Raw genomic sequence first — 25,233 nt, forward strand, 5'->3', positions numbered from 1 at the left:
GGGAACAGAGTGAACAGCTGTGCTAAGCTGTTTAAAGAAATACAATCCAATTGATTAATCTGAAAATGAAAATTTCAGTAAATGATAGAAAGAAGGGTATCTATGGCAATTACAGAAGAACAAGTCAAACATGTCGCTAAATTATCAAAATTATCTTTCTCCGAAGAAGAATTAGCGGACTTTACCAATCAACTAGATAAAATTATTGATATGGTGGAATTACTAGAAGAAGTAGATACAACAGGGGTTCCTTTTACTTCAAATGTGAATGAATCAATCAATGTTATGCGTGAAGACGTAGCGACACCAGGAATGGACCGTAAAGAATTAATGCGGAATGTTCCGGAATCAGAGAATGGTTACATTAAAGTGCCTGCAATTATGGATAACGGGGAGGCAGGAGCCTAATGGAAAAATTATACGACAAATCGTTAACAGAGTTACATGATTTATTGGTTTCAAAAGAAATCACTGCAGTTGATTTAACCGAAGAAACATTAAATCGTATTCAAGATACAGAAGAACAACTAGGTTCTTTTATTACAGTTAGTGAAGAAAAAGCAATGGCATTAGCCAAAGCGATTGACTTAAAAGGCATCACTGAAAGTAATCCATTAGCTGGGATTCCTATTGGGATTAAAGACAACATTGTCACAAAAGATATTTTAACAACAGCTGGCTCAAAAATGTTACACAATTTTGACCCAATTTATGATGCGACCGTGATGGATAAAGTCTATCAAGCAGATATGATTCCAGTCGGAAAATTGAACATGGATGAATTTGCCATGGGCGGAAGTACGGAAACGTCTTACTTTAAGAAAACAAAAAATGCTTGGGATCAAACGAAAGTCCCTGGCGGTTCTTCTGGTGGTTCAGCTTCTGCTGTCGCAGCCGGACAAGTCCCAGTTTCTTTAGGGAGTGATACAGGTGGTAGTATCCGCCAACCAGCCGCATTCAACGGTATTGTGGGCCTAAAACCAACTTATGGACGTGTGTCTCGTTTTGGTTTGATTGCTTTTGCTTCAAGTTTAGACCAAATTGGTCCATTGACACGAAATGTTAAAGACAATGCCTTAGCTTTAAATGCAATTAGTGGTTATGACGAAAAAGACGGCACTTCTGCAGGCGTTTCTGTTCCTGATTTCACAGAAGGCTTGACAGGCGAGATTAAAGGGATGAAAATTGCCTTACCAAAAGAATACTTAGGTGAAGGGGTACACCCAGATGTTCGCGAAGCGGTATTAAAAGCTGCAGAAACGTTCAAAGCTTTAGGCGCAACAGTGGAAGAAGTTAGCTTACCACATTCTAAATATGGGATTGCCGCTTACTATATTATTGCCTCTTCAGAAGCAAGTTCAAACTTACAACGCTTTGATGGCATTCGTTATGGTTACCGTTCCGAAAATGTCCAAAATCTAGAAGACGTCTATGTTAATTCGCGTTCCGAAGGCTTTGGTACTGAAGTCAAACGTCGGATTATGTTAGGAACCTTCTCTTTAAGTGCCGGTTATTATGATGCACACTTTAAAAAGGCTGGCCAAGTTCGTACGCTTATCAAACAAGATTTTGATAACGTCTTTGCGGATTATGACTTAATTATTGGTCCTTCAACGCCAACTGTTGCTTTTGGTTTGGGTGAAAATATCAATGATCCAATCACAATGTATATGTATGATATTTTAACTGTTCCTGTTAACTTAGCTGGGTTACCAGGCATGTCAATTCCAGCAGGCTTCTCAGAAGGCTTGCCAGTTGGTTTACAAATTATTGGAAAACATTTTGACGAACATACAATGTATAAAGCAGCCTATGCTTTTGAACAAGCGACAGATTTCCATACGAAAAAACCAGTCATTTTAGGGGGGAACGATTAATGAACTTTGAAACTGTCATTGGATTAGAAGTCCACGTAGAATTGAAAACCAACTCTAAAATTTTCTCCTCTGCGCCAGCGCATTTCGGAGCAGAACCAAACAGCAACACAAATGTGGTTGACTGGAGTTACCCAGGTGTTTTGCCTGTCATGAATAAAGGTGCCTTAGAGTTTGGCATGAAAGCAGCGCTTGCCTTGAACTGTGAAATTTCAAAAGAAACACATTTTGACCGTAAAAACTATTTTTACCCAGATAACCCGAAAGCATACCAAATTTCTCAATTTGATCAACCAATCGGACATGATGGTTGGATTGAAATTGAAGTCGAAGGCAAAAAGAAAAAAATTCGCATTGAACGTGTGCATTTAGAAGAAGATGCTGGGAAAAACATTCATGGCACAGATGGGTACTCTTATGTGGACTTGAACCGTCAAGGTACGCCTTTAATTGAAATCGTTTCTGAAGCAGACATGCGCTCACCAGAAGAAGCGTATGCTTATTTAGAAGCGTTGCGTTCAATTATCCAATTTACAGAAGTTTCTGATGTGAAAATGGAAGAAGGTTCTATGCGTTGTGATGCCAATATTTCTTTACGTCCGTATGGTCAAGAAGAATTTGGTACTAAAGCGGAATTAAAGAACTTGAACTCTATGAACTTTGTAAAAAAAGGTTTAGCTTATGAAGAAAAACGCCAGGCCAAAGTCCTATTATCTGGTGGCGAAATTCAACAAGAAACACGCCGCTTTGATGAAGCAACTAGTACAACGTTGCTTATGCGTGTTAAAGAAGGCTCAAGTGACTACCGTTACTTCCCAGAGCCAGATGTTCCTCGTTTTTCAATTGATGATGAATGGATTGAAAAAGTTCGCGCTAGTTTGCCAGAAATGCCAGCCTCACGTCGTGCCCGTTATATCAGTGAATTAGGTTTACCTGAATACGACGCAATGGTCTTGACTTTAACGAAAGAAATGTCAGATTTCTTTGAAGCAACCTTAGCAAACGGTGCAGATGCGAAACAAGCATCAAACTGGTTAATGGGCGAAGTTTCTGCTTACTTAAACAGTGAAAAAGTTGAATTAGCCGATACTAAACTAACACCAGAAAATCTAGCGGGTATGATTACTTTGATTAACGATGGCACAATCAGCTCGAAAATTGCGAAGAAAGTGTTCAAAGAGTTAATTGAAAACGGTGGAGATGCTAAAGAAGTTGTCGAAGCAAAAGGCCTTGTTCAATTATCTGATCCAGCGCAATTATTACCAATGATTAACGAAGTTTTAGACAACAACCAACAATCAATTGATGACTTTAAAAACGGAAAAGACCGTGCAGTTGGTTTCCTTGTTGGACAAATTATGAAAGCAACTCGTGGACAAGCAAACCCAGGTGTGGTTAACAAGTTATTGCAAGAAGAGCTTTCAAAACGATAAGAAAGTAGCAGGCAAACCATGAAAAAAGCTAGAGTGATTTATAATCCAACGTCAGGAAAAGAGTTAATCAAAAAGAACTTAGCCGATATTTTATCTATTTTAGAAGAATGTGGTTATGAAGCCAGTGCATTTGCGACCACACCAGAAGAAAATTCAGCACGCAATGAAGCACATCGTGCTGCGCGTGCAGGATTTGATTTACTAGTAGCAGCAGGTGGAGATGGGACCATTAATGAAGTCGTGAATGGGATTGCTCCGTTGAAGCGGCGCCCTAAAATGGCCATTATTCCTGCTGGAACGACGAATGACTATGCACGGGCCTTGAAGATTCCTCGTGATAATATCGTTAAGGCAGCAGAAGTGATTAAAAAAAATCAAACTGTCAAAATGGATATTGGCCAAGCCGGTAAAAATTACTTTATCAATATTGCGGCGGGTGGTCATTTAACGGAACTGACTTATGAGGTTCCGTCAGAGTTGAAAAGTATTTTTGGTTATTTAGCGTACTTAGCCAAAGGAGCCGAAATGTTGCCGCGAGTGAAGCCGATTAAAATGCGCATGACGTATGATGAAGGTGTCTACGAAGGCAACGCATCAATGTTTTTCCTAGGGCTGACTAACTCGGTGGGTGGCTTCGAGCAAATCGTACCAGACGCTAAATTAGATGATGGTAAGTTTTCATTAATCATTGTAAAAACAGCCAATATTTTTGAGATTCTTCATTTAGTTGCGTTAATGTTAAATGGTGGAAAGCATGTTGAAGATCATCGACTAATCTATACAAAGACCAGCTATTTACATGCAGAAACGTTAGAAAAGAACAATAAAATGATGATTAATTTAGATGGTGAATATGGAGGCGATGCTCCAATGACCTTTAAAAATATGCATCAACACATTGAAATTTTTGCAAATGGTGATGCACTGCCGTCCAATGCAATTATGGGTTCTGTCTTAACTGGTAGCGATGAGATTGTCGTAGAATCAGAAGACGAAGAGGAAGAAGCATATAACGAAGCCAGCAAAGAATTTGTCAAAGAAGTTGAACGACTAACAGACGAAGATATTGATGGCGATGGAAAGATTGCCGAAAAAGAAAAGCACTAGGTAGTCCGTGAATAGCTAATGAAAGATTTAGTTGATAAGATCTTTCATTGGCTATTTTTTGACTAAGGGAAAGGATCTCATTCTTTTATTTACCTAAAAAGCTCAAACGAAATTGCTAAATCGCCATGAAAATTCGTTGTTGCTTTTCTTAGGTATTTTCATTAGAATGAGTGAAGTGTATAAAAAGAAGGAGCGACTTATGAAAAATTATCCAGTAAAGAAAAATGACGTCATTGAAGTAGAAATCATTGACTTGACGCATGAAGGTTTAGGCGTGGCAAAAGTGGACCATTATCCATTGTTTATTGAAAATGCCTTACCAGGTGAAAAACTTGAAATCAAAGTCTTAAAAACAGGCAAAAGTTTTGGTTATGGGAAAGTATTGACTGTCCTAAAAAGCAGTGAACAGCGTGTTCCCGTGAAAGATGAAAACTTTACAAAAGTAGGGATTAGTCCGTTGCAACATTTAGCGTACGGCGCCCAACTATCATTTAAAACGCAACAAGTCGAAAATGTTATGCAACGTGTTGCTAAATTACCAGAAGTCCCTGTTTTACCAACAATTGGGATGAACGATCCGTGGCATTACCGGAACAAAGCACAAATTCCCGTGCGTAAAATTGACAACCAACTACAAACAGGTTTTTTCCGGAAAAATAGCCATGATTTAATTCCGATGGAACATTTCTATATTCAAGACCCAGAAATTGATACAGCAATTGTTAAAATCCGTGACATTATGCGTAAATATAGCGTAAAACCTTATAACGAATCTGATAATACAGGGAACTTACGCCATATTGTCGTTCGTCGTGGCTACCATACTGGGGAGATGATGGTTGTTCTAATTACGAGAACACCGAAATTATTCCCAATTAGTAAAATTGTGCCAGATATTTTGGAAGCTATTCCGGAAGTAGTCAGCATTGTACAAAATGTAAATCCAAAACGAACCAATGTCATTTTTGGCGACGAAACCATCTTATTACATGGGTCTGAAAAAATTACAGATACTATTTTTGATTTGAAATTTGAAATTTCCGCGCGTTCATTTTATCAAGTAAATCCACAACAAACAGAAGTGATGTATCAAAAAGTCAAAGAGTATGCGGCTTTAACAGGCAATGAAATTGTGGTGGATGCCTATTGTGGGATTGGGACGATTGGCTTAACTTTAGCCCAAGATGCAAAGCAAGTTTACGGTATTGAAGTAATTGAAGAAGCGGTCAAAGATGCAGAAAATAATGCTAAATTAAACAACATTGAGAATGCCACTTTCACGGCTGGTTTAGCGGAAGAATTATTGCCAAAATTAGTTGAAAATGGCTTGCAACCAGATGTTGTGGTGGTGGATCCACCACGGAAAGGGTTAGACGGTCAATTAGTAAACACATTAATTGAAACGCAACCTGAACGAATTGTTTATGTCAGCTGTAATCCAGCCACACTCGCTCGCGACATTGCATTATTAACAGAAGGTGGCTATGAAGCAAAAGAAATTCAACCAGTGGATAATTTCCCACAAACGACCCACATTGAATCTGTCACGTTATTAACAAAGGCGGTGGATTAAATGAATGAAAAAGAAAAAATGTTAGAATTAATTAAAAAGAAACAAGGTGGTGGCCGTTCTAAAAAAATGGAAACTCCCAAAAATGATCGTAAAAACATGCGCAAAGGGCCTAAAATTTTTAATAAATAAGCGGTTATCAGTAAAAAGTTGTCTCCCATTAATGAAATGGGGGGCAACTTTTTTGTTAAAGCATTCCTAGCCAAACAAATAAGTTGTTATTTTGCTAGTAAATCTGTTATTTTAGACAAAAGACAAGGAGGGCTATTTAGTGGAATATGTAACAACATTAGAAGAATTAGAAGAAAAAATTACAGACAATCGTCTACAAGCCGTCTTTTTGACAGCAAAAAATTGTAGTGTTTGTACAGTTGATAAACCGATTGTCGAAAAAATTGCAACAAAATATGAATTTCCTACATACATTGCAGAAGCTGATAAAAGTCCAGAAATAATTGGACAATTAAATGCTTTTTCTGCACCGACCATTATCTTATACTATGAAGGAAAAGAAATTCATCGCCAAGCTAAAATTATTAACTTTCAAGAAATTGAAAAGCGAGTTCGACAAGTACAAGAAAATAGTTAATCAAAAAGGAAGCCACCGATCACGGAGACTTCCTTTTTAATTATCCCGCTAAATGTTCAGTTTGTTGTTGAGAAAAAAGTTGATAACTGACAAAAACTTCTGCTCTTTTGTTTACTTCTAATTTAACGAAAATATTGTGGATATGTGTTTTTACTGTCCCGATTGATAGGAATAGTTCGTTGGCTATATCTTGATTTGTTTTGCACTCTAAAAGTAACGAAAGCACTTCTCGTTCTCGCTGCGTTAATTGATAGGCATCACAAAAAGGCGCCAAAAGTACGGATTCATCTGATTGATTTTCTTCCAATTTAGCAGCGTCTTTTTCAAGAACCGACAGAGGAAAATCACGATTACAGAAGTAGATAATGGCGATGGAGAGAATGATTGTATAAATATCTTCAGAAACGTTTCGGTTGTTAATTTTAAAGACAATATCAGAATATTGGTCAATGTTAAAAATAACGAAGGTATCTTCCAAAAGAATCGCCACACCGAAACCAATGCTTAGCCAACCAATAAAACGAAGATATTTTTTCGCAAGGGCTGATAAAGGATCTATTCGTAATTGATAGAGCGCATAGCATCCAAGGTAAATTAAAAATAGCTGATTGGGTAAATAGTACAACCAAACTTTTAAGGCGGAATTTTGTGAAAATGGAATAGCTAGCATCCATAAACCAATTAAAAATAACCAGACAAATTGATAATTTTTAAAAGGACGACCACTAATAGTATTGATAATAGCCAGATAGGCAAAATTACAACAAATAAAAATGATGGTCTTTAAAAAAGGTGCGGTCATAAAAGTCTGATTATATTCGGTTGCAAACGAATTAATGAACTCAGTCATATAAACAATCACATTGTCACAAATAAAAATAACCATTAAAAAGAGAAGCAATAAAAAAATAGGTTGTTTATTTTTCAAGTAAAGATTTAAGGTAAAGGTTGAAGTAAACGAATATAAAATAATCAACAAGATGTTATAAATAAAAACAAATGTCACGATTGGAAACCCCTTTCATCTTTTATTTTAAGTGAATGATTTTTCAAAATAATTATACCATTTTCAAATCTATGATTGGTCAGAAATTAGAGAGAAATCCGCCTAAACTTTTATAAACCCCTGGTGTACCAACGGTTTATAACCATAAATAAACTTTTTTTAATGAAAAATCACGCCGAAAAAGAAAGCGTTTTCTAACTTTTGGTGGATAGTAAACTCTTCGCTAAACTTGGTAAAGTCGATGTGTAAACAAAAACAACTTTTAGGAGGAACACATCATGAAAAGAGATTACGTTACAACAGAAACATATACGAAAGAGGAAATGCACTATTTAGTCGATTTATCATTAAAAATTAAAGAAGCGATTAAAAATGGGTATTATCCGCAACTGTTAAAAAACAAATCTTTAGGAATGATTTTCCAACAATCTTCAACTCGAACACGAGTATCTTTTGAAACTGCAATGGAACAATTAGGTGGACATGGCGAATATTTAGCACCTGGTCAAATTCAATTAGGGGGACATGAAACGATTGAAGATACCAGCCGCGTATTGTCACGTTTAGTAGATATTTTGATGGCTCGTGTGGAACGTCACCATAGTATTGTTGATTTAGCTAATTGTGCTACCATCCCAGTCATTAACGGTATGTCTGATTACAATCATCCAACCCAAGAATTAGGTGATTTGTGTACCATGGTTGAGCATTTACCAGAAGGCAAAAAATTAGAAGATTGTAAAGTTGTCTTTGTCGGAGATGCAACACAAGTTTGTTTTTCTTTAGGATTAATCACAACAAAAATGGGCATGAATTTTGTTCACTTCGGTCCAGAAGGCTTCCAATTAAATGAAGAGCATCAAGCGAAATTAGCAAAAAATTGTGAAGTTTCAGGCGGTAGCTTTTTGGTCACAGATGATGCAAGTTCTGTTGAAGGCGCTGATTTCTTGTACACGGATGTTTGGTATGGCTTGTACGAAGCGGAATTATCTGAAGAAGAACGTATGAAGGTTTTCTATCCAAAATATCAAGTGAATCAAGAAATGATGGATCGGGCAGGTGCCAATTGTAAATTCATGCACTGTTTACCAGCAACACGTGGGGAAGAAGTAACTGATGAAGTAATTGACGGTAAAAATTCTATTTGTTTCGATGAAGCAGAAAATCGTTTAACATCTATTCGTGGCTTATTAGTATATCTTATGAATGATTATGAAGCAAAAAATCCTTATGATTTAATCAAGCAAGCAGAAGCGAAAAAAGAACTAGAAGTTTTCTTAGACACTCAAAGCATTTAACGGCCAACTGTCCACTGATTGAAAAATTGAATCAGTGGACAGTTTATAAAGAGAGGAAGAGTCTTCATGGAGGGGAAAAAGAAATTTAGTTTAACGAGTGCCATTTTATCAGTCATCTGTGTGGTTTTCGTTGCCGAAGCAGCGGCGCCTGTTGCTGCAATTGGTAATTCTCAGTTTTTTTGGTGGATTTTCTTATTAATTGCATTCCTATTGCCATATGGGTTAATTTCATCAGAATTAGGAACAACTTATATTGGTGAAGGGGGCATCTATGATTGGGTGACCAAAGCATATGGTCATCGTTGGGGTGCCAGAGTTTCTTGGTATTATTGGATTAATTATCCATTGTGGCTAGCTTCATTAGCCGTTATGACGCCAGAACTATTAACGACAATTACAGGTATTAAGTTTTCAACACCGATGATGATTATTGTTGAATTAATTTTTACTTGGATTGTGGTTTGGATTAGTTTTTATCCAGTCAGCGACAGTATCTGGATTCTAAATGGAGCTGCCGTAATCAAGATGGTTTTAGCAGTCTTAATTGGTGGGCTAGGGTTGTATGTAGCCTTGACGAAAGGTGTTGCCAACGAATTTACCTTGAAATCAATGCTACCAACGTTTGACTTAAGGAGTTTATCTTTTATTTCTGTAATCATTTTTAATTTGTTAGGGTTTGAAGTCATCTGTACGTTTGCAGATGATATGGAAAATCCTAAGAAGCAAATTCCACAAGCTATTGTAGCAGCGGGGTTAGTCATTGCGGCCATTTATATTTTTTCAGCCTTTGGAATTGGGGTAGCGATTCCCACCGATCAAATTAGTACCGGCAGTGGTATGATGGATAGCTTTAAACTGTTGACAGGTTCGACAGAAGGTTGGTTCATTATGTTGATGGCTTTCCTATTCCTTCTTACGCTGTTCGGCAACATGATTTCTTGGTCATTAGGAGTCAATAATACAGCTTGTTATGCTGCTGAAAATGGTGACATGCCTAAATTTTTTGAAAAACGTAGTAAGAAAAATGACATGCCAATTGGGGCTGCTTTGATGAATGGCATTGTGGCATCGGTGGTCATTGTAGTAGCACCAATTTTACCTAATCAAGATTTATTCTGGGCCTTTTTCTCCTTGAATGTCGTCCTATTCTTGTTATCGTATATCCCAGTTTTCCCAGCTTTTTATAAGCTTAGAAAAATTGATCCCGATACACCACGTCCGTTTAAAGTTAACGGAAAACCAGGATTTTTAAAAGTTTTAGTGGTTTTGCCAATGATTATGATTATTATTTCACTGATTTTCACAGCAGTACCTTTAGATTTTAGTCCCGCAGCATTAAATGAAAAATTACCAATTACAATTGGGGCAATCATTTTTATTCTGTTTGGTGAAGTAATTATTTACGTGAAAAAAATTAAGAAGGGAACGAAAGAAAATGGCTAAACGAATTGTAGGAAGTACCCCTAAACAAGATGGCTTTAGAATGCCAGGAGAATTTGAACCACAAGAGAAAGTTTGGATGATTTGGCCAGAAAGACCGGATAATTGGCGCGATGGTGGTAAACCTGTCCAAGAAGCTTTTACTAATGTGGCCAAAGCAATTAGTCAATTTACACCGATGAATGTGGTGGTTTCTCAACAACAATTTCAAAATTGCCGTCGCCAATTGCCACCAGAAATTACGGTTTACGAAATGTCAAACAATGATGCCTGGGTCCGTGATTGTGGACCATCATTTGTCATTAACGACCATGGAGAAATCCGTGGTGTGGATTGGACATTCAATGCTTGGGGGGGATTAGTAGATGGTTTATATTTCCCTTGGGACCAAGACGATTTGGTTGCACAAAAAATTTGTGAAATTGAGCATGTAGATTCTTATCGTACAGATGATTTTGTTTTAGAAGGCGGTTCATTCCACGTAGATGGACAAGGAACAGTCTTGACTACAGAAATGTGCTTATTAAGTGAAGGTCGAAATCCACAACTTTCAAAAGAAGCAATCGAACAAAAATTATGCGACTATTTAAATGTTGAAAAAGTTCTTTGGCTAGGTGATGGAATTGACCCAGAAGAAACCAATGGTCACGTGGATGATGTAGCTTGTTTTATTGCACCTGGTGAAGTGGCTTGTATTTACACCGAAGATCAAAATAGTCCATTTTATGAAGCGGCACAAGATGCGTATCAACGTTTGCTTAAAATGACTGATGCTAAAGGACGCCAATTAAAAGTCCACAAATTATGCTGTCCTGTCAAAAATGTAACCATTAAAGGCTCCTTCAAAATTGATTTCGTGGAAGGAACCATGCCACGAGAAGACGGCGATATTTGTATCGCATCCTATATGAACTTTTTAATTACAAATGATGGCGTGATTGTGCCACAGTATGGTGATGAAAATGATCGTTTGGCTTTAGAGCAAGTTCAAACGATGTTCCCAGATAAAAAAATTGTCGGCGTTAATACGGTAGAAGTTGTTTATGGGGGCGGCAATATACACTGTATCACACAACAAGAACCAAAGCGCTAGGAGGGAAACAGATGTCAAAAATAGTGATTGCATTAGGTGGAAATGCGTTAGGAAATTCTTCGAAAGAACAATTGGCAAAAGCACAAACCGCTGCAAAATCCATTGTTGATTTAATTGAACAAGGCCATCAAGTGGTGATTGCTCATGGCAACGGGCCACAAGTTGGCAAAATTCGCTTAGCTTTTGAGGAAACGAGTCAATCTCCAGAAGATGTCGTGCCGTTTCCTGAATGCACAGCAATGAGCCAAGGCTATATTGGCTATCATTTACAACAAGCAATTGATGAAGAACTAGTAGCCAGAAATTTAGGGGAACAACCAGTTGTTACGTTAATTACACAAGTCGTGGTGGATCCAAAAGACCCAGCGTTTACAAAACCAACAAAACCAATTGGTGGTTATTATGACGAAGAAACAGCCAAACAGTTGATGGCGGAAACTGGGAACGTCTATCAAGAAGATGCGGGTCGAGGCTGGCGACGGGTAGTTCCTTCGCCAAAACCAGTTGATATTTACGAAAAAGTTAGCTTGCGAACACTTGTTGATGCAGGACAGATCGTAATTGCTTGTGGTGGTGGCGGGGTTCCTATTGCCTATGATGGTCCAGTCTATCATGGTGTAGATGCAGTCATTGATAAAGACTTTGCGGCAGCTAAAATGGCTGAACTCATTGAAGCAGATGTTTTTGTGGTATTAACTGCAGTAGAACATGTTTTTGTTAACTTTGGTCAAGCAAATCAACAAGCTTTGACCGATGTTACGGTTACGGCAATGCAACAATATATAGAAGAAGATCAATTTGCGCCAGGTAGTATGTTACCTAAGGTGGAAGCGGCCATCAGTTTTGCAGAAAGTAAACCAAACCGCCAGGCGATTATCGGACTTTTAGAATTAGCTTCGGAAGCAATCAAAGGAGAAAGTGGTACACGAATTACACAATAAATTCTCAGTATTTAACTTTCACAAAAGACTAAAACAAACGCATTTAGCGGACTATCTTAATCGTTAGAGAGTAGGACATCGGTCGTTTTGACGGATGTCCTACTCTCTATTTTGTCTTTTTAACGAACAAAACTGTTAGTTGTCATGCAAAAATAAACATAGTAAGATAATCTTTAAATGGTATAGGAGGATAAAAATGTCTAAATTTTTAAAAGTAATCGGAATAATTGCTGTTTTGTTAGTCATAATAGGCGCTGCAGCGTATTGGTTTATACTCAAAAAGTTCACTCCTGAGGCAGAAACCCCAGCAATGTACAATCAAGAGAGAATCGTTAAAACGATTGAAGACCAATTAAAAGAAACGGATGTACAAAAAGCTCGGACCAAAGCACCGTTGATTATTGAAAAAAATATCACTGAATTACAGCAAGCGATTGCCGACGGAGCATTGACCTATGAAGAACTTACGGCGTTTTATTTGGACCGTATTTTACAGTTCGATCAAATAGATAATGGCATGAACAGCATCTCTGAAATCAATCCGCAAGCAATTAAGGAAGCAAAGGCATTTGACCAGCAAGCCTCTCAAACACCGAAGAAGCCTTTGTATGGTATTCCTGTGACTTTGAAAGAAAATATAAATACGACCAACATGATTTCGAGTGCAGGAGCGTATGCCTTACGCACGTTCAAGCCTAAGGAAGATGCGGAAGTAGTTAAGAAGTTAACAGAGGCGCAAGCTTTGATTTTAGGAAAAGTAAACTTATCTGAACTAGCGAATTATATGTCAATGAAAGCACCAAGTGGCTATAGTTCCAAACAAGGACAAACACTTAATCCTTATGGGCCGCTCAAAATAACACCTTCAGGTTCAAGTTCTGGGAGTGGGGCTAGTGTGACGATGAATATCGGCGCCTTCTCTTTAGGCACTGAGACGATGGGATCGATTGTTTCCCCCGCTTCTCATCAATCAGTGGTTGGTTTTAAACCGTCCCACAGTTCAGTAAGTGGCGAAGGTGTTTTACCATTGGCACCATCATTAGATACAGTTGGCCCGATTGCCCGAAGTGTCGTTGATGCTGCGCAAGGCTATAATGCGTTTAAGAAAGACACGGTTCCGAGCATTGATTCAACGAAATTTACTAAAAATAACTTACAAGGTCAACGCATTGGGTTGCTAGAAATGCCAAGTGCTGAAGAAGAATTTACGGCTGCTAAAAAGGCCCTCCAAAAAGCAGGAGCAGAAGTGATTCCGGTAACGCCAGACATGGAAGGGATTGATGGCGGGAAAGTTATTTCCAATGAATTTAAGTTTGCATTGGAAAAATTTGCGAAACGTTATGACTTACCATTTAAAACACTGGAGGAACTAATTGCGTATAATCAACAAGATAAAAAGGTTCGTGCCAAGTATGGGCAAGATTTATTAGAAGCAGATGTTAAAAAGAAACAACCAGATAAAGAAGTCATTCAAGCAACCATTAAAAAAGCACAGCAAACGTTTGATGCGTTGCTAAAAAAACAACAATTAGACGGATATGCCTTTATTGATTCTGAAGGTACGGGTTTAAGTGCTGTGGCAGGATATCCTGAATTGACTGTTCCTTTGGCGAAAAACAGTGAAGGACAACCTTATGGGCTGACTTTTACACAAACTGCCAATAAAGAGCAAACGTTATTTGAGCAAGCTTACAGCTTTGAACAAAGTACCAAAGGACGGATAGTGCTTTCAGACAACGAGCTATTGGCAAACAGTAAAAAAATAAGTAGTGATGAGCAGTAAAGGGAAACTAGGAATGGCGAAACATCCGTATCAAACCTAATAAAGATAATCGACCTACAAATGAAAGGAATTGTTTGTAGGTCGATTATTTAGGTTAGTCGTTTTTTTTTTGCTTTTTTAGGCGAATGTTTTCATGTAATAAGTTAATAAGTGGCCAGATTCGAGAAATAAGGCCATCAATTTTTAAGCATTTCAATAAAAAGAGTGAACGATGGCTGTGTTTGAAGCATGAATATGTGTGGTTGCTTCCGCTTTCGCAACATTAATTTGGAGCGCTACCGTCGTAAAGGGTTCTGCCGCAGGAATCATTAGATGGAAACAAATCCATGAATACATAGAAGATTAAAGCAAGATGAAGAAAATATTGTGGCAATAAAGGATATCAGAAAGCTTGCGAAATAACTATATGTAGTATTTTATTATTTTACTAATCAATATATAGTATTAAAATCTTCTTTTTATTCCGAAATCTGATTGACTTGTTTTTTAAAACGGAGTACTCTTATTGAGACGTCAACAGATAAAAGTTTGGTTTTAGGAAGGTCGGAAATTTGTTGTGAATAAGAATTTTTTGGTGAATGATTTTAAAGGTTGGGAAACGAGAAGTTACTTGTTTTTAGCTTTGATGGTGGGGGTACAGTTGATTGCATTTGCTATCAATCCATCGAATTGGATTACGTTAGTAGGTGGTTTAGCCGGCATCATTTGTGTGAATTTAATTGCCCAAGGAAAAGTCAGCAATTACATTTTTGGGTTAATCAGTGCAGTGATTATTGGCTATTTTGGGTTAGTGACACGGGTATATGCGGAAGTTCTTTTACAAAGCTTCTATATTATTATGGACATTACAGGGCTTTATGCTTGGCTTCGGGCTAGCGAGGATGGCTCGGGTCAAGTGACCGAAGTAAAAGTTTTAAAAGGTATTCAGTGGTTGTATGCCTTTTTCACGTGGCTGCTCATTGGCGTAGCTGCATATATTTTGTTAGGTTTTGTAAATGATGCGCAACAAACATTAGATGCAATCACGTTCAGTGTTTCAGCGACAGGGATGTTATTGATGATTAAACGTTATCAATCGCAATTCGTGTTTTGGCTACTAGGAAATATTTTTTCAATTTTGTTATGGTTCCGAGCAGGGACGCACGCTGGTGGTGATTATGCGATATTTGTTATGTATTGTATGTATACTTTTAACTCAATTTTTGGTATGTTTAATTGGTTGAAGATAAAAAATAAAATGGAAAAAAATAGGTAGGGAGTTCGATGGCAGTGATTGTTTTAGCAGGTACGATTGGCGCTGGTAAATCTAGTTTAACAGCTTTAATTGCAAACCGTTTAGGTTCAGAAGCCTTTTACGAATCAGTTGATGATAATGAGGTATTACCTTTATTTTATGCGGAACCGGAAAAGTACGCATTTTTATTACAAATTTATTTTTTAAATAAACGTTTTGATAGTATTAAACAAGCATTAACGCATGAAAATAATGTATTGGATCGCTCGATTTATGAAGATTCATTACTTTTTCATTTAAATGCAGATTTAGGTCGTGCCAACGAAACAGAGGTCAAAGTGTACGATGACTTATTACAAAATATGCTCCAAGAATTGCCTTATGCTGCGCATAAAAAAAGACCTGATTTGTTAGTTCACATTCGTATTTCATTTCCCAAAATGTTGGAACGCATCAAAAAACGTGGCCGTCCTTATGAACAAATTGAGACAGATCCAACGTTGTATGATTACTATCAAATGTTGAACGAGCGTTATGATCAATGGTACGAAGACTATGACGAAAGTCCTAAAATTCAAATTGATGGCGATAAATATGATTTTGTCGAAGATCCTGAAGCGTGTCAATATGTCTTGGCGTTAATTGAGAAGAAAATTGAAGAATTAGAAAGATAAATAAAAAGAAGCAAGTCCGGACTTGCTTCTTTTTGACTTAAAATGTGGATAGATAGGCTAAAGTTGCTACTAAATAAAGGAGTGTAGTGCTAAATTATAGAATCGGATTTTAACCTTCCCCTAAGTTAAAATCGGATAATCTATCCATCGACAGTTTAAGTTTGTATAAAATAGCGGTAGCTATTATCAACGAAGTCATTCATCGGTTGACCTGACTTCTCTAGAAGTATACCATCGAAAATAACCGACAGTTGTTCAAAATTTGGACTTAGTAAGTGTAAATTTTGATTGAAAGTTTCTGTAAATCAATCATTTATTCAAAAAATAATGCTCGAAAGAAGGAAGATAAATGGGCCAAATTTGGTTTGAACGCATTCTACGTTGGCGCAAAAAAGCGCAACGATTTTTACAAGGACGTTATGCCCGGTTCGATGAATTGAATCGAACGCTGTTGCTAACAAGTGTCGTGCTGGCGCTCATCAATATTTTTACTGGCTATCTTTGGGTTCGATTATTGATTTTAATCACAGTCGCCTACGTGTATTATCGCTTTTTTTCAAAACATATTCACCCGCGATTGAATGAAAATCAACGGTTTATTCTTCGAAAACAACGCCTAATGCAAAAGGTTCATGCTTTTCGCAAGCGACACCTGACTCAGAAAGGATATCGTTATTTTAAATGTCCAAAATGTCAGCAGTCATTACGTGCGCCGAAAGGACGAGGAACAATCAAAGTCACTTGTTCAAACTGCCGAAATCAATTTATCAAAAAAGTCTGACCTTCTGTGTTTTTTGGTCTAGGCAACTTTCGGACTTGTGGTATACTTGAGAAAAGAAACCATTGGATATTCTAAAAGGGGAATATCTTGTTAAAAAAGGAGAGAAAAAACAATGGAAATTAAACGCCAACAAGAAATTGTTGAAGCGTATCACTATGATATGCGAGTACCTGATTCAGAAGTAGAGACAGATTTACGTGTCAGTTTTTCACCAATTGAAGTAGAAGAAGAAAATTATCCAGAAAATAGCTCAGCACTTGTTGCTCGCTTAGAATTTCGAATTGTCTTTGACGAATTTGTTTTATCAGGGGCGATTAGTCAAATTAATCACATTATTGATCGTAAAATTGAAAAACAAGAAGATATTTCGCAAGAAGAAGTCGATGAACTTGTGCGTCCTTTATTTAGCATCGTCGAACGTTTATCTTATGAAGTAACTGAAATTGCTCTGGATCGTCCAGGTGTTCAATTGAATTTTCAACAATCAGAAGAAGCTTAAACTTTAAAAACAGCGTTTATAACGGATTCCGTTACAAACGCTGTTTTTATTCTTGTGAAGATTTAGCAACCAAAGCTTTTTTAAACTGTTCATAATTTTTTGTAGCGATATCCACATAAGCAATCGGCTGACCAACTTTGGTGATTTTTTCGGGAAGATAGGGAGCGAGCATTTCATTGTACAAAATGAACGCAGCTTCTGGTACTTCCTCTGAAAGAACATCATAACTGATAAAGTCAATTTCATAGGTTGGTTGAAAAAAGGCTTTGATGTTTTGCTGCTCTTTATTTGAAAAGAGCCAAGGACCTCCATTTGCAGGGCTTCCCACGAATAACGTCGCTCCATCACGGTTGACAGAAAGGATCCAACAAATTTTTTGCATACGCTTACACCTCCTAGAACTAAGTATACCACGTCAGCTTAAAAGAAAGAGGACAAAAAACAAATTATTTTTACAGTGACTAGTAAAACAACGCTTGGTGATAGTTTTAAACTATCGCAACGGTTATTTTCTATCAAAAAGTAAGCAAATTATCCCACTATTTGCTATAAAATAAGGTACAATAGAACTATCACTGGAAACAGTTTGCTGTTTTCAGGGTATTTACTGGAGAGTGAGTACCGGGAACCTTTACTTCCTTTGATGTACTTGTCATTAAAAACATAGGGAGGAACTAAAATGACAACATTCATCACTGTATTAGTGATCCTTGCATTTATTGCTGTGTTATTCGGTTTCTACCAAATGCAAAAGAAACATTTAAAATTCTCAACACGTGTCTTTTCAGCATTGGGCGTGGGGATTGTTTTAGGTGCAATTATTCAATTTGCTTTTGGTACAGACAGTAAAATTACTACGCAATCAATGGAATGGATCGGGATTGTAGGTAATGGTTATGTAGCGTTTCTACAAATGCTCGTAATTCCGTTAGTATTTGTATCTATTGTAGGTGCATTTACAAAAATGAAAGAATCCAATAAATTAGGAAAAATTAGCTTTAATGTGTTAGCTACCTTACTAGGAACAACAGCAGTAGCTGCCTTGGTGGGGATTGGAACAACCTTAGCGTTTGGTCTTCAAGGGGCAAAATTCACGCAAGGTGCTGCAGAAACGTCAAGAATTGCCGAGTTAGCGACGCGTCAAGATGCGATTCAAGATTTGACAATTCCCCAACAAATCGTTTCATTTATTCCTAAAAATGTCTTTGCTGACTTTGCGGGAACACGACCAATGAGTACCATTGGGGTGGTAATCTTTGCTGCGTTTGTTGGTGTCGCTTATTTAGGCGTTCGTCGTAAAGCGCCAAAAGAAGCTGAATTTTTTGCAAATTTAATTGATAGTTTATATAAAATTACCATGCGAATTGTTACCTTAGTTTTACGCTTGACCCCTTATGGCGTGTTAGCGTTAATGATTAATGTTGTAGCAACAAGTGATTTTGTTGCGATTATTAACTTAGGTAAATTTGTGTTGGCATCGTATGTGGCCTTAATCATTGTTTTTGCCATTCACATGTTGATTTTAATTACTTTAAAAGTCAACCCAGTTACGTATCTAAAAAAAGTTTTTCCAGTCTTGAGCTTTGCTTTTACTTCTCGTTCAAGTGCAGGAGCTTTACCATTAAATATTGAAACACAAACCAAAGCACTAGGTGTTGATGATGCCACAGCAAACTTTGCTGGTAGTTTCGGTTTATCTATTGGACAAAATGGTTGTGCCGGCGTTTATCCAGCTATGTTAGCAACCATCGTTGCACCAACTGTTGGAATTGATGTCTTTAGTTTACAATTTATTTTAATGTTAGTAGCAGTTGTCACAATCAGTTCATTTGGCGTAGCCGGTGTCGGCGGCGGAGCAACTTTTGCTTCTCTAATCGTTTTAGGCGCAATGAACTTGCCAGTTGCAATTGTTGGTTTGGTAATTTCGGTTGAACCACTTATTGACATGGCGCGGACAGCTGTTAACGTTAACGATAGTATGGTTGCAGGTGTGTTAACAAGTGCTCGTATTCATGAGTTAGATCGTGATGTCTTAAATGATCGCGACGTTGTCTTAGATGCAAATATCTAAATCAATAAAACGAAAAGTGTTTGAGCAATGTCTTGCTCAAACACTTTTTTTGGATTTTAAGCGAAAGTGCAGTAATTATTTAAAAGAACGTATATAATAAGTTGTTAACTAAATTCAAAAGGACGTGAAGGAATGTTTTCAAACCAAGTAAAGATTATGTTATATGTGAATAATGTTGAGGAATCTAGTCAATTTTGGCAAACGTTTGGCTTTGTTGAAAAGGAAAGAGAGGAAGTTGACGGCACATTGGTGGTAGAAATTGCGCCAAGTGAATCAGCAGAGACGATTATTGTTTTATATGATTTGGCCTTTATTCAAAAACATTCACCAGAAGTGGCGGGGAATACCCCTTCTCTAATGTTTGCTAGCGATGATATCATTGGTCTCTATAAAAAAATGCAAGAGGCTGGCGTTACTGTCGGTGAAATGGTTCAATTGCCAACAGGCTTAGTTTTTAATTTTGCAGATAATGATGATAATTACTTTGCTGTGATGGGGCAAGAAAGTAAATAAAAAACAGCTTGGCACTGGAATCTAGATTGATTCTGGTGCCAAGCTGTTTTTTATAAAAGTTGAAAGTTTTATAAATTTTACTAAAATCTGTAATTTTCATGAAAATATAGCGTATGATAATGCTGTTAATAGAATAGGCGGAGGTAAGCGGTATGCGTAAACGACATGCAAAGAAAAGACATGGAGGAGTGAATTGGCTTTTTATAGTATGTTTGTTGGTGGTGATTGGTGGTAGTGGTTATTTAATAAAAACGTTCTTTTTCACTAGAGATTCACAAGTTAGTCAAGAATCGAAAGTGGTCTTGGAAGAAGATCGCCGAAGTGATAATTATGCGAATTTAACGAAAGAAATAGTTGCACCAGATAGTGGCGAACTTGATCAAAAAATTCAAGAAACAAATTATATTGGTTCGGCTTTGATCATTAAAGATGATCAGGTTTTGGTAAATAAAGGATATGGCTTTGCCAATTTTGAAAAGCAACAAGCCAACACGCCAAACACAAGGTTTCAGATTGGTTCAATTCAAAAATCTTTTACCACAACCTTGATCTTAAAAGCGATTGAAGAAGGTAAACTTACATTAGATACAAAACTCGCTACGTTTTATCCGCAAGTACAAGGTGCTGAGGACATTACGATTAGCGATATGTTGAATATGACAAGCGGTTTAAAGTTATCAGCAATGCCTAATAATATCGTTACCGATGAAGAAATTATTCAATTTGTTAAACAAAATACCATTCAAGTCAATAAAGGAAAATACAATTATTCCCCAGTAAATTTTGTCCTTTTAGCAGGAATGTTAGAGAAAATGTATCAACGTACCTATCAAGAATTATTTAATAATTTTTATCACAAAACGGCTGGTTTAAAGAATTTTGGCTTCTATGAAACCTTATTGGAACAGCCCAATAATTCAACAAGTTATAAATGGACAGAAGATAATTCATATAACCAAGTGCTCTCAATTCCTGCAGCTAGTTTTGCCCATGAATTTGGGACTGGTAATGTGGATATGACGACAGGTAATTTGTATTGGTACTTACATCAATTAACGAGTGGACATTTAGTTTCCACCGCACTTTTGCAAAAATTATGGACGTCTTCTCAGCAAAGCTCTTATCATGGCGGCATCTATGTTCATGATAATTATTTACGTTTACACGGCGTTGAAGCGGGTCAACAAGCCCTAGCTTTATTTTCAAAAGATATGAAAACTGGGATCATATTGCTAACTAATTGTGTGAATCCAGCGAAATACAAAGAATTAATTGGTTCGTTGTTCCATGATGTAACCAATTTAACTGTTAAATTTTAAAGCAGAAGCAACAACGATCACTCCCAAAGCCTTTTTAGGTTTCTTCTGAGAGACTTTATATTAAAATAAAGGGAAGAACGATCAAAGGGAGTGACGAAGATGAAACAATCAAAAAATAAACAAGTTGTTATTGGTGAACCAACGAAAAAAAACATTTATCTTCAAGATATAGAACAGGAAACGCAAGCTTTTATTCTCCAAAACAATCCACAATTGACAGCTGAATCGATGATTACATTGGCGGAGTTACTTAATTATCGTTTGGATTACATGAAACAATTGGTCGCAAATGATTCTGAAAAAATCCAACAACTGAATGAATTAGTGGTTCAACATATCAAAGAAGATAAGCTGATTTCCAATAATATGAATGAAAAGATGGAAAAGAAATTAACCTTTGGCCAACGAGCAGCGGATACCATTGCTAAATTTGGCGGTAGCTGGGTGTTTATTGGCTTCTTTTGCTTCGTGTTGATTGCTTGGATTGTGATTAACTCTACCACTTTATTGGGACAGCCATTTGACAAATATCCTTATATTTTGTTGAATCTTGCCTTATCTTGTTTAGCAGCTATCCAAGCACCGATTATTATGATGAGTCAAAACAGACAAGAAGCCCGTGACAGAGAACAAGCGAATAATGATTATAAAATTAACTTAAAAGCAGAAGTAGAAATTAATTTATTACATGAGAAAATGGATTATATTATCAATAATCAACTAGAAAATTTGGTAAAAATCCAAAATATTCAAATTGAACTTTTAGGTGAATTGCAAGAACAACTCGCCGCGACTTCTGAAAAGGAGTAGTATATAGAAGTAGCTCGTTGTTGCGTAATAATTATTACGCAACAACAAGCTAATTTTTTATTGTGTGTAAATACACAAGCAAAATAATCGCTTTCCCTTTTTCATTCACCGTATAATGGGATAGAATGACTTTATACAAAAGGGGAAAACAAGATGAAATACCAAGTATTACTTTATTACAAATATACAACAATTGAAGATCCAGAAGTTTTTGCGAAAGAGCATCTAGCTTTTTGCAAATCATTAAATTTAAAAGGCCGTATTTTAGTAGCGACAGAAGGGATTAACGGAACGTTATCTGGGACTGTCGAAGAAACAGAAAAGTACATGGAAGCAATGCAAGCAGATGAGCGCTTTAAGGATACATTCTTTAAAATTGATCCAGCAGAAGAAATGGCGTTCCGCAAAATGTTTGTTCGCCCACGTTCTGAATTAGTGGCGTTGAACTTAGAAGAAGACGTTGATCCATTGGAAACGACGGGGAAATATTTGGAACCTGCAGAATTTAAAGAAGCCTTATTAGACGAAGACACTGTTGTAATCGATGCTCGTAACGATTATGAATATGATTTAGGTCATTTCCGTGGTGCCGTGCGCCCAGATATCCGTAGCTTCCGTGAGTTACCACAATGGATTCGCGAGAACAAAGAACAATTTATGGATAAAAAAATTGTTACCTATTGTACTGGCGGGATTCGCTGTGAAAAATTTTCTGGCTGGTTATTAAAAGAAGGATTTGAAGATGTTGCTCAATTGCATGGTGGTATCGCCAATTATGGGAAAAATCCAGAAACACGTGGCGAACTTTGGGACGGCAAAATGTATGTCTTTGATGACCGAATCAGTGTCGAAATTAATCACGTTGATAAAAAAGTTATTGGGAAAGACTGGTTTGATGGAACACCTTGCGAACGCTACATTAACTGTGCAAACCCAGAATGTAATCGTCAAATCTTAACTTCAGAAGAAAATGAACATAAACATTTAGGTGGCTGCTCATTAGAATGTAGCCAGCATCCTGCCAACCGTTATGTAAAAAAACATAATTTAACAGAAGCAGAAGTTGCTGAACGTTTGGCTTTGTTAGAAGCGGTTGAAGTATAAAAATAATAAAAAAATAAACAAAAAAACTTCGAAAATTATTTTTCGAAGTTTTTTTGTTTATTTTTTTGTCTTTAAAAGTGTTGATTTTAAAGCTTTCTTAGCTTAAACCATTTTATTTTTTAAAAGCGTCTGAAAAAAATAAAAAAATCTAATAAATATTTCTTTTATATAATGTTTATTGGCTGGGCCAGTCAATGTTGAAAATGGGGAAGGAGGAATTCAGATGAAAATCATAAAAAGGTTTAGTTTGGTATGTTTAGGGCTATTGATCATTGGGTTGCAAACAAAAAGCGTTATGGCTGAAGAAAATAATTATGAATCAAATGGTCAAGCGAGCTTCTATGGTACCTACGTTTATGAGAATGAAAAAGAGTCAAATGACGTAGCGGATACCCAACAATCAGAAGAACAGGGAAGAAACAATTTAGCTGCTTCTGGACAAGCAGTTTTACCTAAAACAGGCGAGTCTGAAAATCCGCTGTATTCCTTGATAGGAGTTAGTTTGTTGGGAGTAGTCATTTATTTAATTAATAAAATGAAACGAGAGAAGGAGTTTATTTAATGAAAAAAACTGTTTTACTTACATCGGCAACCATACTTTTAGGCGTAGGGTTTCAAGCAATAAACGCATCAGCAGCAGAAACTTTTCCGAAAGAATACAATACGGAAGGCACAATTACTTTTGAAGCAGGCGATAACGAAATCACACCGCCTGTTGATCCAGAAAATCCCGATCCTACTGATCCAGTAGACCCAATTGATCCTCCAGGGCCAGGAACGGGTGGTGCATTATCAATTGATTATGGGTCAAAATTTAAATTTGGCACACAAAAGATTTCTACGGCAGATCAAACGTATTATGCTGCGCCAGATGAAATGAAAGATGGTTCAAAAAAACCAACCTATGTACAAGTAACTGATAAAAGAGGAACGTTAGCAGGATGGAAACTAACGCTTTCCCAACCTGAACAATTTAAAACAGCTACTGGAGAGGAACTAGTCGGCGCTCAATTAACGTTTACAAAGGCAGAAGCTGCTTCAATGGTGGATGAAAAATATAAACCTACTGAAGTCAGTAGTACTATTTCCTTAACACCTGGTGTAAATAATAATCTAGCGATGAACGCTAAAAAAGAAACAGGTGTTGGGACTTGGGTTTATCGCTTTGGTTCAAATGAAGCAACAAATAAAGAAGCTGTCCAACTATTCGTTCCCGGAAAATCTGTAAAGCTTGCACAACAATATTCAACGAAGTTAGTTTGGGCATTAGAAGATACTCCCGCTAATAATTAAATAAAGGAGAAAAGCAATGAAAAAACAATTCACAGGAATCGTTCTATGCAGTACATTTGCAGTTGCTGGTTGGTCCTTACAAGCGAAGGCAGAGGAGCCAAAAGAGTATCGTTCGAATGGTTTAGTAGAATTTATTCCGAACGTAGATCCGACAGAGCCGGTTGATCCAGAAAATCCCGATCCAGAAAAGCCAGTCAAACCAATTGATCCGACAGACCCAGAAGGTCCTAATCCAGGTACCCAAGGACCGCTGTCTATTGATTATGCTTCAAGTTTTGACTTTGGGAAAAATCGTATTTCGAATAAAGACCAAGTATATTTTGCAAGAGCACAGCAATATCAAGAAAATCAAAAAGAAACACCAAATTTTGTGCAAATTTCTGATAATAGAGGAACCAATAGCGGTTGGTCTTTAACGGTTACGCAAAAGGAGCAATTTAAAGCAACAAAGGCGACTTTAAATAGTCAGTTGACAGGTGCGCAAATTTCTTTAGCTAACCCGACCGTTAATAGTAATGCGCAAAATGTTGTGAAACCAGAGGCAACAAATAAGATTGCCCTTGTTCCAGGAACCGCATCGCTAGTGGCAGCTGCGAAGCAAGGAACCGGTGCAGGAACCTGGGCTACTTATTGGGGTAAAGTAGAAGTGGTTGCAGAACGCGATGAAACCAATACGGTACACAATGTTAATGTTACAAAAGATGTTGCGCTATCAGTACCAGGGTCAACCCCTAAAGATGCCGTGAAATATCAAACAAAATTATTGTGGACGTTGACGGATGTACCAGGAATTTAAAAAGT

27 protein-coding genes are annotated in these 25,233 nt (G+C 37.1%); 24 read left to right on the forward strand and 3 right to left on the reverse strand.

What is annotated here, in order from left to right; translation table 11 throughout:
- Window positions 1-102: 102 nt before the first annotated feature.
- From gatC to IGL07_RS02665, 7 genes are all read left to right on the forward strand, one after another.
- On the forward strand, window positions 103-408 hold the full coding sequence (gatC, locus tag IGL07_RS02635; RefSeq protein WP_002355569.1) for an Asp-tRNA(Asn)/Glu-tRNA(Gln) amidotransferase subunit GatC: 306 nt from the start codon (window positions 103-105) through the stop codon (window positions 406-408).
- Window positions 408-1,877 (forward strand): Asp-tRNA(Asn)/Glu-tRNA(Gln) amidotransferase subunit GatA, encoded by a 1,470-nt coding sequence (gatA, locus tag IGL07_RS02640; RefSeq protein WP_010817049.1) that lies wholly within the window; start codon window positions 408-410, stop codon window positions 1,875-1,877. Before gatC ends, gatA begins: the two co-directional genes overlap by 1 nt.
- On the forward strand, window positions 1,877-3,307 hold the full coding sequence (gatB, locus tag IGL07_RS02645; protein ID WP_002358703.1) for an Asp-tRNA(Asn)/Glu-tRNA(Gln) amidotransferase subunit GatB: 1,431 nt from the start codon (window positions 1,877-1,879) through the stop codon (window positions 3,305-3,307). Before gatA ends, gatB begins: the two co-directional genes overlap by 1 nt.
- A gap of 18 nt (window positions 3,308-3,325) precedes the next feature.
- Complete coding sequence (locus tag IGL07_RS02650; RefSeq protein ID WP_002355572.1) at window positions 3,326-4,414, forward strand: diacylglycerol kinase; 1,089 nt, start codon at window positions 3,326-3,328, stop codon at window positions 4,412-4,414.
- 199 nt (window positions 4,415-4,613) lie between these two features.
- Window positions 4,614-5,987 (forward strand): 23S rRNA (uracil(1939)-C(5))-methyltransferase RlmD, encoded by a 1,374-nt coding sequence (gene rlmD / locus IGL07_RS02655; RefSeq protein WP_010712012.1) that lies wholly within the window; start codon window positions 4,614-4,616, stop codon window positions 5,985-5,987.
- Window positions 5,988-6,116, forward strand: a complete 129-nt coding sequence (locus tag IGL07_RS02660) for a hypothetical protein (protein ID WP_002355577.1) — start codon at window positions 5,988-5,990, stop codon at window positions 6,114-6,116.
- Between the two features lie 139 nt (window positions 6,117-6,255).
- Entirely contained in the window at window positions 6,256-6,573 is a 318-nt protein-coding gene (locus IGL07_RS02665) for a thioredoxin family protein (protein WP_002355583.1), read from the forward strand.
- A 40-nt stretch (window positions 6,574-6,613) separates the two neighbouring features.
- On the opposite strand, the gene IGL07_RS02670 is transcribed toward IGL07_RS02665, so the two are convergent.
- Window positions 6,614-7,459 carry a helix-turn-helix domain-containing protein gene (locus IGL07_RS02670; protein ID WP_025189483.1) on the reverse strand — a complete coding sequence of 282 codons (846 nt, stop codon included), beginning with the start codon at window positions 7,457-7,459 and terminating at the stop codon, window positions 6,614-6,616.
- 398 nt (window positions 7,460-7,857) lie between these two features.
- On the opposite strand from IGL07_RS02670, the gene ptcA reads away from it, so the two are divergent.
- The 5 genes from ptcA (at window position 7,858) to IGL07_RS02695 (ending at window position 14,134) form a co-directional block, all read left to right on the forward strand.
- Window positions 7,858-8,877, forward strand: coding sequence for a putrescine carbamoyltransferase (gene ptcA / locus IGL07_RS02675; protein ID WP_002355587.1), 1,020 nt, complete (start codon window positions 7,858-7,860; stop codon window positions 8,875-8,877).
- Between the two features lie 66 nt (window positions 8,878-8,943).
- Window positions 8,944-10,320, forward strand: coding sequence for an APC family permease (locus IGL07_RS02680; protein ID WP_010774515.1), 1,377 nt, complete (start codon window positions 8,944-8,946; stop codon window positions 10,318-10,320).
- Complete coding sequence (gene aguA / locus IGL07_RS02685) at window positions 10,313-11,410, forward strand: agmatine deiminase (RefSeq protein WP_002364800.1); 1,098 nt, start codon at window positions 10,313-10,315, stop codon at window positions 11,408-11,410. The genes IGL07_RS02680 and aguA overlap by 8 nt, the downstream gene beginning before the upstream one ends.
- A gap of 11 nt (window positions 11,411-11,421) precedes the next feature.
- On the forward strand, window positions 11,422-12,351 hold the full coding sequence (gene arcC / locus IGL07_RS02690) for a carbamate kinase (RefSeq protein ID WP_002366182.1): 930 nt from the start codon (window positions 11,422-11,424) through the stop codon (window positions 12,349-12,351).
- 196 nt (window positions 12,352-12,547) lie between these two features.
- Window positions 12,548-14,134, forward strand: coding sequence for an amidase family protein (locus tag IGL07_RS02695; protein WP_010817051.1), 1,587 nt, complete (start codon window positions 12,548-12,550; stop codon window positions 14,132-14,134).
- Between the two features lie 192 nt (window positions 14,135-14,326).
- Here the strand turns inward: IGL07_RS02695 and IGL07_RS02700 are convergent, their stop codons facing one another.
- Window positions 14,327-14,470, reverse strand: coding sequence for a hypothetical protein (locus IGL07_RS02700; RefSeq protein ID WP_024041607.1), 144 nt, complete (start codon window positions 14,468-14,470; stop codon window positions 14,327-14,329).
- A 220-nt stretch (window positions 14,471-14,690) separates the two neighbouring features.
- On the opposite strand from IGL07_RS02700, the gene pnuC reads away from it, so the two are divergent.
- From pnuC to IGL07_RS02720, 4 genes are all read left to right on the forward strand, one after another.
- Window positions 14,691-15,389 carry a nicotinamide riboside transporter PnuC gene (gene pnuC, locus IGL07_RS02705; RefSeq protein WP_002355593.1) on the forward strand — a complete coding sequence of 233 codons (699 nt, stop codon included), beginning with the start codon at window positions 14,691-14,693 and terminating at the stop codon, window positions 15,387-15,389.
- Window positions 15,390-15,397: 8 nt separating this feature from the next.
- Window positions 15,398-16,042, forward strand: coding sequence for a deoxynucleoside kinase (locus tag IGL07_RS02710; RefSeq protein ID WP_002355594.1), 645 nt, complete (start codon window positions 15,398-15,400; stop codon window positions 16,040-16,042).
- A gap of 349 nt (window positions 16,043-16,391) precedes the next feature.
- Window positions 16,392-16,823, forward strand: a complete 432-nt coding sequence (locus IGL07_RS02715) for a hypothetical protein (RefSeq protein WP_010817052.1) — start codon at window positions 16,392-16,394, stop codon at window positions 16,821-16,823.
- Between the two features lie 112 nt (window positions 16,824-16,935).
- Window positions 16,936-17,322 (forward strand): DUF1149 family protein, encoded by a 387-nt coding sequence (locus IGL07_RS02720; protein WP_002358717.1) that lies wholly within the window; start codon window positions 16,936-16,938, stop codon window positions 17,320-17,322.
- Window positions 17,323-17,368: 46 nt separating this feature from the next.
- Here IGL07_RS02720 and IGL07_RS02725 read toward each other — a convergent pair whose 3' ends face one another.
- Complete coding sequence (locus IGL07_RS02725) at window positions 17,369-17,704, reverse strand: hypothetical protein (protein WP_002358719.1); 336 nt, start codon at window positions 17,702-17,704, stop codon at window positions 17,369-17,371.
- A 297-nt stretch (window positions 17,705-18,001) separates the two neighbouring features.
- Between IGL07_RS02725 and IGL07_RS02730 the strand changes: the two genes are divergently transcribed.
- The 8 genes from IGL07_RS02730 to IGL07_RS02765 all read left to right on the forward strand — a co-directional run bounded on the left by IGL07_RS02730 (window position 18,002) and on the right by IGL07_RS02765 (window position 25,228).
- The gene (locus IGL07_RS02730; RefSeq protein ID WP_002355598.1) at window positions 18,002-19,393 is read left to right on the forward strand and encodes an L-cystine transporter; all 1,392 of its coding nucleotides are present in this window, start codon (window positions 18,002-18,004) and stop codon (window positions 19,391-19,393) included.
- Between the two features lie 132 nt (window positions 19,394-19,525).
- The gene (locus IGL07_RS02735) at window positions 19,526-19,906 is read left to right on the forward strand and encodes a VOC family protein (RefSeq protein ID WP_002363195.1); all 381 of its coding nucleotides are present in this window, start codon (window positions 19,526-19,528) and stop codon (window positions 19,904-19,906) included.
- 152 nt (window positions 19,907-20,058) lie between these two features.
- Window positions 20,059-21,225 (forward strand): serine hydrolase domain-containing protein, encoded by a 1,167-nt coding sequence (locus tag IGL07_RS02740; protein ID WP_010817053.1) that lies wholly within the window; start codon window positions 20,059-20,061, stop codon window positions 21,223-21,225.
- Window positions 21,226-21,324: 99 nt separating this feature from the next.
- The gene (locus IGL07_RS02745) at window positions 21,325-22,035 is read left to right on the forward strand and encodes a DUF1003 domain-containing protein (protein WP_002386953.1); all 711 of its coding nucleotides are present in this window, start codon (window positions 21,325-21,327) and stop codon (window positions 22,033-22,035) included.
- Between the two features lie 153 nt (window positions 22,036-22,188).
- Complete coding sequence (gene trhO, locus IGL07_RS02750; RefSeq protein ID WP_002366190.1) at window positions 22,189-23,139, forward strand: oxygen-dependent tRNA uridine(34) hydroxylase TrhO; 951 nt, start codon at window positions 22,189-22,191, stop codon at window positions 23,137-23,139.
- Between the two features lie 178 nt (window positions 23,140-23,317).
- Window positions 23,318-23,701 (forward strand): LPXTG cell wall anchor domain-containing protein, encoded by a 384-nt coding sequence (locus tag IGL07_RS02755; protein WP_025189309.1) that lies wholly within the window; start codon window positions 23,318-23,320, stop codon window positions 23,699-23,701.
- On the forward strand, window positions 23,701-24,432 hold the full coding sequence (locus IGL07_RS02760) for a WxL domain-containing protein (RefSeq protein ID WP_002361269.1): 732 nt from the start codon (window positions 23,701-23,703) through the stop codon (window positions 24,430-24,432). The genes IGL07_RS02755 and IGL07_RS02760 overlap by 1 nt, the downstream gene beginning before the upstream one ends.
- 16 nt (window positions 24,433-24,448) lie before the next feature.
- Window positions 24,449-25,228: a WxL domain-containing protein gene (locus tag IGL07_RS02765; protein WP_002355607.1), complete on the forward strand. Its 780-nt coding sequence runs from the start codon at window positions 24,449-24,451 to the stop codon at window positions 25,226-25,228.
- The last annotated feature ends 5 nt before the right edge of the window (window positions 25,229-25,233 follow it).

This window comes from Enterococcus sp. DIV1368f, from assembly GCF_051712245.1.
GTDB lineage: Bacteria > Bacillota > Bacilli > Lactobacillales > Enterococcaceae > Enterococcus > Enterococcus faecalis.

Coding starts and splice junctions, on each gene's coding strand:
- IGL07_RS02740 (WP_010817053.1), top strand. CDS start 20,059: ATGCGTAAACGACATGCAAAGAAAAGACATGGAGGAGTGAATTGGCTT.
- IGL07_RS02715 (WP_010817052.1), top strand. CDS start 16,392: ATGGGCCAAATTTGGTTTGAACGCATTCTACGTTGGCGCAAAAAAGCG.
- IGL07_RS02745 (WP_002386953.1), top strand. CDS start 21,325: ATGAAACAATCAAAAAATAAACAAGTTGTTATTGGTGAACCAACGAAA.
- IGL07_RS02670 (WP_025189483.1), bottom strand. CDS start 7,459: ATGGTTATTTTTATTTGTGACAATGTGATTGTTTATATGACTGAGTTC.
- IGL07_RS02720 (WP_002358717.1), top strand. CDS start 16,936: ATGGAAATTAAACGCCAACAAGAAATTGTTGAAGCGTATCACTATGAT.
- IGL07_RS02760 (WP_002361269.1), top strand. CDS start 23,701: ATGAAAAAAACTGTTTTACTTACATCGGCAACCATACTTTTAGGCGTA.
- IGL07_RS02725 (WP_002358719.1), bottom strand. CDS start 17,704: ATGCAAAAAATTTGTTGGATCCTTTCTGTCAACCGTGATGGAGCGACG.
- IGL07_RS02680 (WP_010774515.1), top strand. CDS start 8,944: ATGGAGGGGAAAAAGAAATTTAGTTTAACGAGTGCCATTTTATCAGTC.
- IGL07_RS02660 (WP_002355577.1), top strand. CDS start 5,988: ATGAATGAAAAAGAAAAAATGTTAGAATTAATTAAAAAGAAACAAGGT.
- IGL07_RS02650 (WP_002355572.1), top strand. CDS start 3,326: ATGAAAAAAGCTAGAGTGATTTATAATCCAACGTCAGGAAAAGAGTTA.
- gatC (WP_002355569.1), top strand. CDS start 103: ATGGCAATTACAGAAGAACAAGTCAAACATGTCGCTAAATTATCAAAA.
- IGL07_RS02710 (WP_002355594.1), top strand. CDS start 15,398: ATGGCAGTGATTGTTTTAGCAGGTACGATTGGCGCTGGTAAATCTAGT.
- arcC (WP_002366182.1), top strand. CDS start 11,422: ATGTCAAAAATAGTGATTGCATTAGGTGGAAATGCGTTAGGAAATTCT.
- trhO (WP_002366190.1), top strand. CDS start 22,189: ATGAAATACCAAGTATTACTTTATTACAAATATACAACAATTGAAGAT.
- IGL07_RS02700 (WP_024041607.1), bottom strand. CDS start 14,470: ATGTATTCATGGATTTGTTTCCATCTAATGATTCCTGCGGCAGAACCC.
- IGL07_RS02735 (WP_002363195.1), top strand. CDS start 19,526: ATGTTTTCAAACCAAGTAAAGATTATGTTATATGTGAATAATGTTGAG.
- rlmD (WP_010712012.1), top strand. CDS start 4,614: ATGAAAAATTATCCAGTAAAGAAAAATGACGTCATTGAAGTAGAAATC.
- ptcA (WP_002355587.1), top strand. CDS start 7,858: ATGAAAAGAGATTACGTTACAACAGAAACATATACGAAAGAGGAAATG.
- IGL07_RS02765 (WP_002355607.1), top strand. CDS start 24,449: ATGAAAAAACAATTCACAGGAATCGTTCTATGCAGTACATTTGCAGTT.
- IGL07_RS02695 (WP_010817051.1), top strand. CDS start 12,548: ATGTCTAAATTTTTAAAAGTAATCGGAATAATTGCTGTTTTGTTAGTC.
- gatA (WP_010817049.1), top strand. CDS start 408: ATGGAAAAATTATACGACAAATCGTTAACAGAGTTACATGATTTATTG.
- IGL07_RS02730 (WP_002355598.1), top strand. CDS start 18,002: ATGACAACATTCATCACTGTATTAGTGATCCTTGCATTTATTGCTGTG.
- aguA (WP_002364800.1), top strand. CDS start 10,313: ATGGCTAAACGAATTGTAGGAAGTACCCCTAAACAAGATGGCTTTAGA.
- gatB (WP_002358703.1), top strand. CDS start 1,877: ATGAACTTTGAAACTGTCATTGGATTAGAAGTCCACGTAGAATTGAAA.